The sequence below is a fragment of the Hymenobacter cavernae genome (assembly GCF_014641455.1).
Taxonomy (GTDB): domain Bacteria; phylum Bacteroidota; class Bacteroidia; order Cytophagales; family Hymenobacteraceae; genus Hymenobacter; species Hymenobacter cavernae.
On sequence record NZ_BMHT01000001.1, the window covers coordinates 1,035,807 to 1,042,116 of the forward strand.

At 49.2% G+C, this 6,310-nt stretch carries 8 protein-coding genes and 1 riboswitch; of the genes, 7 read left to right on the plus strand and 1 reads right to left on the minus strand.

What is annotated here, in order from left to right; translation table 11 throughout:
- Positions 1-24: 24 nt before the first annotated feature.
- A riboswitch (cobalamin riboswitch) is annotated at positions 25-228 on the minus strand.
- A gap of 170 nt (positions 229-398) precedes the next feature.
- Both IEX74_RS04335 and IEX74_RS04340 read left to right on the plus strand, forming a co-directional pair.
- Positions 399-797, plus strand: coding sequence for a SpoIIAA family protein (locus IEX74_RS04335; protein ID WP_188811272.1), 399 nt, complete (start codon positions 399-401; stop codon positions 795-797).
- 115 nt (positions 798-912) lie between these two features.
- On the plus strand, positions 913-1,185 hold the full coding sequence (locus tag IEX74_RS04340; RefSeq protein ID WP_188811274.1) for a hypothetical protein: 273 nt from the start codon (positions 913-915) through the stop codon (positions 1,183-1,185).
- A 107-nt stretch (positions 1,186-1,292) separates the two neighbouring features.
- Here IEX74_RS04340 and IEX74_RS04345 read toward each other — a convergent pair whose 3' ends face one another.
- The gene (locus tag IEX74_RS04345; protein WP_188811276.1) at positions 1,293-1,610 is read right to left on the minus strand and encodes a hypothetical protein; all 318 of its coding nucleotides are present in this window, start codon (positions 1,608-1,610) and stop codon (positions 1,293-1,295) included.
- Positions 1,611-1,850: 240 nt separating this feature from the next.
- Between IEX74_RS04345 and IEX74_RS04350 the strand changes: the two genes are divergently transcribed.
- From IEX74_RS04350 to IEX74_RS04370, 5 genes are all read left to right on the plus strand, one after another.
- Positions 1,851-2,219 (plus strand): hypothetical protein, encoded by a 369-nt coding sequence (locus tag IEX74_RS04350; RefSeq protein WP_188811278.1) that lies wholly within the window; start codon positions 1,851-1,853, stop codon positions 2,217-2,219.
- A gap of 245 nt (positions 2,220-2,464) precedes the next feature.
- Positions 2,465-3,382: an alpha/beta fold hydrolase gene (locus tag IEX74_RS04355; protein ID WP_188811280.1), complete on the plus strand. Its 918-nt coding sequence runs from the start codon at positions 2,465-2,467 to the stop codon at positions 3,380-3,382.
- An 85-nt stretch (positions 3,383-3,467) separates the two neighbouring features.
- On the plus strand, positions 3,468-4,052 hold the full coding sequence (locus IEX74_RS04360) for a DUF7010 family protein (RefSeq protein WP_188811282.1): 585 nt from the start codon (positions 3,468-3,470) through the stop codon (positions 4,050-4,052).
- 12 nt (positions 4,053-4,064) lie between these two features.
- Positions 4,065-5,207 carry a sensor histidine kinase gene (locus tag IEX74_RS04365; RefSeq protein WP_188811284.1) on the plus strand — a complete coding sequence of 381 codons (1,143 nt, stop codon included), beginning with the start codon at positions 4,065-4,067 and terminating at the stop codon, positions 5,205-5,207.
- A complete protein-coding gene (locus IEX74_RS04370; protein ID WP_188811286.1) occupies positions 5,188-5,913 on the plus strand; it encodes a LytR/AlgR family response regulator transcription factor in 726 nt (241 codons plus the stop codon). Before IEX74_RS04365 ends, IEX74_RS04370 begins: the two co-directional genes overlap by 20 nt.
- The last annotated feature ends 397 nt before the right edge of the window (positions 5,914-6,310 follow it).

Sequence of the window (6,310 nt, forward strand, 5' to 3'; positions counted from 1 at the left end):
GACAAGCCCTTCTTCCGAAAGCTGTAACGGTATGTAGCAAAGGCAGGTCTTCTGACTTCTCCCTCGCCCGACGGCCTTCCCACTCCCAGTCGGAAGCAGTGGCCCGGTCGTGTCGGCCGAGTTGTGATGGAGTTACAGCAGCGGAGACTGTTCCGGATTCACACCGGATTCCCTCTTCGGACTGCTTCCGAATAAATCGGAGCAGCCACCTTTACTGGCCCCAAAGGTAGCGGGAAATAAACTACTACCTAGATGCAGCGAAATTTCGAGCATTAAGCGCTGTACTTAGCTTGGCTTTTACCTAATGCCTGTGCGGTCAAGAAGTCAGCCTAACAAGTAGCTGGCTAGCTTTTTGTGCCGCTACCTCCGAAGGCAAACATATCCTTCTATCTATTTTCTTGCGTATTTACTATGAAAATCGCGTAGGCCGCTCAGTCGAGGACCCTTTAGGTTTTGCCCGCCTGATCTATCATCGCGGTACGCGTACGAAAGCAGAGTTTCAGGCTCTTCTGGGCCACACAACGCGGCTGCTGGCCCGGCGCGGCGACGGCCGTTTGCTGGTCGATCAACGCCTGATGACGCCCTTCACCCCTGACGAGCAACAGTTTGTAATTCACGAGTGGCTGCCTCTTACGATTCTGGAGGGCGGCTACCGCTGCGGAGCCGTGGTACTGGCCCACGATGTATTTGCCCGGCTGGCTACCGCCACAGTCGTCACGGCCGTCCGCGACTTGCCCATGACCTATCGCTATTTCGACAACGAAGCCGAAGCTATTACTTGGCTGGTTACTACCTAGGTTTGCTGATTGTTGCGCCGTTAAAAGGATAAAATAGCAATATCGCTATTCCTCGCGGAAGCGGCACATCATTTGTACAATTGGGACTCGGATAATACAACTATATTAGTCGCTTATGCCCAAATCGTACTTTACTGCCTTCCCGCCGGACCTGCCGGCTGATGAACTTACTGCCCGCCGCCAACGTCAAAAGTATGCTGAATGGGGCTTATCTGTTGCCACGATGAGCGGCACCCCACCCGGCCCAGGCGTAATCGCCAACCTTCAGGCTTATATCAATGGTGAAGTTCAGATTGAAGATCTAGCCCGTGTTGGCCCCGATGATCCGGATCTGCCCTCGCCGGCTTACCTAGCGACCCTCAGCCGTCACCGTCTTAAACAGTCCTAATTAGCTCCCATCAAACCTCCTACATGCAAAACGCCCCTCACAGGAGGGGCGTTTTGCATGTAGGAGGTTTGGATGAGGTCAGCCGCGCAATGGCTTCTGCGGCGGTGCTAAGCTCCTGTTTTGTATTCTTTCTGCAATAGGCTCATCTCAGCAGCCAGCTCTTCCAGTTTACTGACGAGCGTTTGGGCTTTGCTACCATAGGACTTACGGCTATCCGTCCAGCTCAGAAACTGTTCTAGCTCGTTTTTGCCATATTTTATCATGGTAGCAGCATTCGCTAAAAACGTTTCTTCTGGCTCCATAATCCTGCTTAGTAGCTGTAAAACAAATGGTATTGATAATTGCACAAATAATCCACCAAGTTTAGCCTGATAAGAGGATGTGCAAAAAATATAAAATAAATAGCTACCTGAGGCTGCCAGCATTTTACGTTGTGCAGGCCTGTTTTCTTACTTACAAATTGACTTCTCTGGCTTAGGGGTCAACTTGACAACTTAGGCAAACCTGCTGTTCTTTTATACGGCCGAATAGCCCCAAAAAGTTGCCTTTCCAACAGCGGAAGTTCAGCTCAAATATTTAGTAAAATCAGCAAATATTTTTAGCAATATTGACCTAAAAGGTTGATCTTAGTGTTCTCATATTTTCCTCCCTAACCTCTTTCTATTATGCTAGAAATGATGATTACCAAGAAGATTGGTAACCGCAGCTACCACTTCAACGCCACAGGCACCGATCTGCACGAACTGCTCACTGAGCACGAAAAGCTGAGCTTTCCGGATGTACCCGCTTGCGGGCTGTGTGGCTCTGTAAATCTGCGCCTGACCAGCCGCGTAGCCCAAGACAAGTTCAAGTACTGCGACATCAAGTGCGACGACTGCTTTGGCTCCGTTACGTTTGGCCGTCGTCAGGATGACGATAAGGTGTATTTCCTGCGCAAAAAGGAAGGTGGCAAACCCGGTCAGCTCGACTGGATAAAATACGAGCCGAATGTAGCTGTTGCTGCTACTGCAGCACCCGCCGTAGCTAAACGATAACTATCTTCCTCTGCTTACTTCAAAAGCCGCTCTGATCGAGCGGCTTTTGGTGCTTTATAGCACTGCGTTGCCCCACTTTAGCTAGCTTACTCTTTTGGGGAACAAGGTTCTCCAAGTAGCCTTTTACCATTCGGCCGGTTTTACGCTCATTGGGGGAGCCCTATTTACCACTCCCTGAAAGCTTCTTTCTCTAGCCAACTGAGAATCCTAGGTTTGAGACATCAATCACCTAAACCTAGGTTCTTATGAAACGCTTCTCTCTCCTCTACCCGCTTCTGCTGCTTCTGGTGTTCAGCCAAGCTGCCTTCCTTCAAGCTGCTCCTATAGCCGATCGGCCAGCTAACCATCCTAGCTTTACAGTCCGAGTAGTCGGCAAAGGTCAGCCCATGCTTCTGATTCCGGGTCTCACGTGCCCCGGCGCCGTCTGGGACGAAACGGTGGCTAAATACCAGAGGCAGTATCAGTGCCATATCATCTCGCTGGCAGGTTTCGGCGGGCAGCCAGCTGAGCAGCCTGTTTCTCAACAGTTTTTACAAGACGTACGTGATCAGCTACTAGCTTACGTTCACACGCAAAAGCTTATTAAACCTATTCTTGTAGGACACAGCCTAGGTGGCTTCTTGGCTTTATGGATGAGTACGATTGAGCCAACTGTCATCGGGCCACTTGTGATCGTAGATTCACTGCCCTTCTTAGCAGCTGTGCAAAATCCTGCAATGACGGTTGAACAGGCTAGGCCCATGGTCGCCAGCCTACGTCAGCAGATGAGCCAAAGCACGCAAACCATTGCCATGGCTCGTCAGACGTCGGCCGGCATGATGACCGATACAGCCCGCATCAGCCAGGCGACTCGCTGGAGCGTGACCTCGGACCCCGCTACGGTAGCCCAAGCCATGTACGATTTGTACACGACCGATTTGCGTCAAGATGTTGCCCGCATTCAGCAGCCAGTGCTGGTGCTAGGTGCCTGGGCCGCTTACAAGCAATATGGCTCAACAAAGGAAAGTACCCGCGCCATCTTCGAGCAACAATACGCCAAGCTGCCCCAGCACCGCATCGAAATGTCGGAAACAGGTAAGCACTTTCTGATGTGGGACGATGCACAGTGGTTTTTTGCGCAAACTGATGTTTTCCTGAAGCAGCAAGCCGTTGCGCACAAATAGTATGTTTGACGAGGCGCACCTAGCCTGCTCAAAAGCTAGGTGCCATCAATGTGCATCTTTTACTCACGATAACCCTCACGAACTTATGCTACTGGAAGAGGAATTTACTGCGCTGAAGCTTGAGTTGTCAGTAAAGGCAAAGAACGGGCTCGACTTCATTGTAGCAGCCAGTATGGTCTGGGCTGTTATTGCCTTCGTCTGGACACTGCCTAACTCGCCGACACAGAACGGATTTATTACGTTTTTCGTGGGTGCTACTATGCTGCCTTTAGCATGGGTTCTTTCCAAAGTATTTCGCACCACCTGGACGATAACGCATAATCCACTTCAACCGCTCGGTCTGTGGCTTAATTTCGCGCAACTGTTTTACTTCCCTTTCCTTATTTTCATCTACAGTAAATACCCTCAGCATTTTATCATGACGTATGGCATCATTACAGGTGCTCATTTCTTCCCATACGCTTGGTTTTATAATGCTAAACCTTTCGCCGTTATGGCTGGCGTAATTCCGATAGGTTGTCTACTTATTGGTCTACACACCTCGGGCGCTGACCTCTACCTCATTCCGGCCTTTATGACTTGCGCACTGCTGCTGCTAGTGGGGTTACTACTTACTTCGTACCGCCACAACAAAAAGGCTTATCTCCTTACAGTAGCTCATCTACACTAACAGTTAACGACTATGTTTGCCTACACTTCCGCGCCTGCTCCTAGTCGTTTGTACTGGCGCGCCCAACTGCTTGGCTGGTTCCTCTACGCAGTCTTCAATGTGGTACTCTTTGGCGCATTCGGTAAACTTTCGGCCGACACCCTGCTGGTAACGGTAACTATTGTAATACCCCTGCTGGCGCTAACCCACTGGTTACGCTACCATATAAGGGCCAATGCCTGGGAGAGGCTTCCTCCTTTGCCGCTGCTAGGTCGGTTACTACTCACTAACCTGATCCTATCAGTTCTTAGTCAGGTTATTATTTGGGCGCTTATTATTTGGGTGGTGCGGCCCGTTAGAGATGGAGAGCCTCACGGATGGGCCCAATTTATTGGGTATACCCTTAACGTCAACTTTGTGCTGTGGCTATGGGAAGGCTTTTATTTTGGCTGGCATTATCTGCTCAGCTATAAGCAAGCGGAAGTAGATAAGTGGAAGCTAACTGCTGCCGTGCGTGAAGCAGAAATGCGGACATTAAAGGCCCAAATCAATCCTCACTTCATGTTTAATGGATTAAACAACATCCGTGCTTTGGTAATGGAAGATCCGGGCCGCGCCCGCCAGATGATTACACATCTATCTGATTTGCTGCGTTATTCCATTCAGCTCAACAGCGCCGAGCAGGTACCATTGATCCGCGAGTTGGAAATCGTAGAGCACTACTTAGAGTTGGAAGCCGTACAACTGGAAGAGCGCCTTACGTATTCGCTCGATGTAGATGAAGCTACGTTGCAAGCGCTTATCCCGCCAATGACACTTCAACTGTTGGTTGAAAATGCTATCAAGCATGGCATCGCACCTCGGCCTCAAGGCGGCAAGATTGCTCTCACGGCGCATCTAGAGTTAGCTAATCAAGCGTTGCTCATAACTGTACGCAACACCGGCCGTTACGAACCCAATGTAGGCCACAAAGGGCTAGGTTTACACAATGCTCAGGAACGCTTGTCTCTACTTTTTGGGGAACAAGCCCAATTAACCATCACCAACGACCCGCTCACGTTAGACACTGTGCTGGCTCAGGTACGTTTACCCCTCGTATTGCACGCTGTCACAACACCTAATGCTGCAAACCTCTCACACTTCCTTTCTTCATCGCATGAACGTATTGCTGGTTGACGATTCGCGTCTAGCACGCATTGAATTACGCCATCTGCTCCAAAGCTTTCCAGACTTAGTAGTAGTAGGTGAAGCTAAAAACATTGACGAGGCTCACAACCAGATCCAACAGCATCAACCTGATTTATTATTTCTCGATATTCAGATGCCAGGTGGCAATGGCTTTGACTTGCTAGAATCTCTAGAATCAGCTCCGTATGTTGTCTTTACCACGGCTTACCTTGATTATGCCTTGCAAGCATTTGAGGTTAACGCCTTGGACTATCTACTTAAACCTATTCAGGAAGCTCGCTTAGCAGCAGCCGTGGAGAAGGCGCGCCAGCAATTGCTAGCTCGGGCACCTGCTTCCATTGAGATAAATGCTACTCCTTTATCTGGAGCTGATCAGGTGTTTGTAAAAGATGGGGAGCGGTGCTGGTTTGTTCGATTAGAAGCCATTAAACTATTCGAAATCAATGGCAGCTATACTCAAATCTACTTTGAGCAACACCGACCACTTATTCCACGCACCTTGCAACACTTGGAAGCCCGCCTTGACCCCAAAATATTCTTTCGGGCGAATCGTCAGCAAATCATCAATCTCAAATGGATTGATAATATTGAGCCGTGGTTTAGCAATACTCTAAAGATCAAACTCAAAGAGGGCCCTGAAGTGGAAGTTTCCCGAAAACAATCAGCTCTATTCCGAGAAATGATGAGCTTGTAATTATCTAAATCTAATTATTGATGCAACAGTGCATAACTTAACAATACAAGCACTGATAAGCAAGTTGATCTACTTGAAACTTGTAAAAATTAGAATTACCTAATGGAACTAGGTCAACTACACTGTTCAGAAGCCAACAAGACAGATATTCCAAGTGACTTCTTATTTGCTTCGCAGTATCAGTTGACTACAAAAGCTAAAAACAAAGGCCAGTATTTTGGATATAGCTGCCTGTCGGTTCATACATCGAAACTTGACCTACTCGCTTCGTTGCGCAGCGAAGGGTGGGGGGCTAAACGAGTTCAGCCCTGACTGTTCGCGCGGAGGGCAGCGACCAGCCAGGGCTGAAGAACAAGCAAAGGTTGGCGGCGACCGACTCTCCCACCGGTGAAGGCAG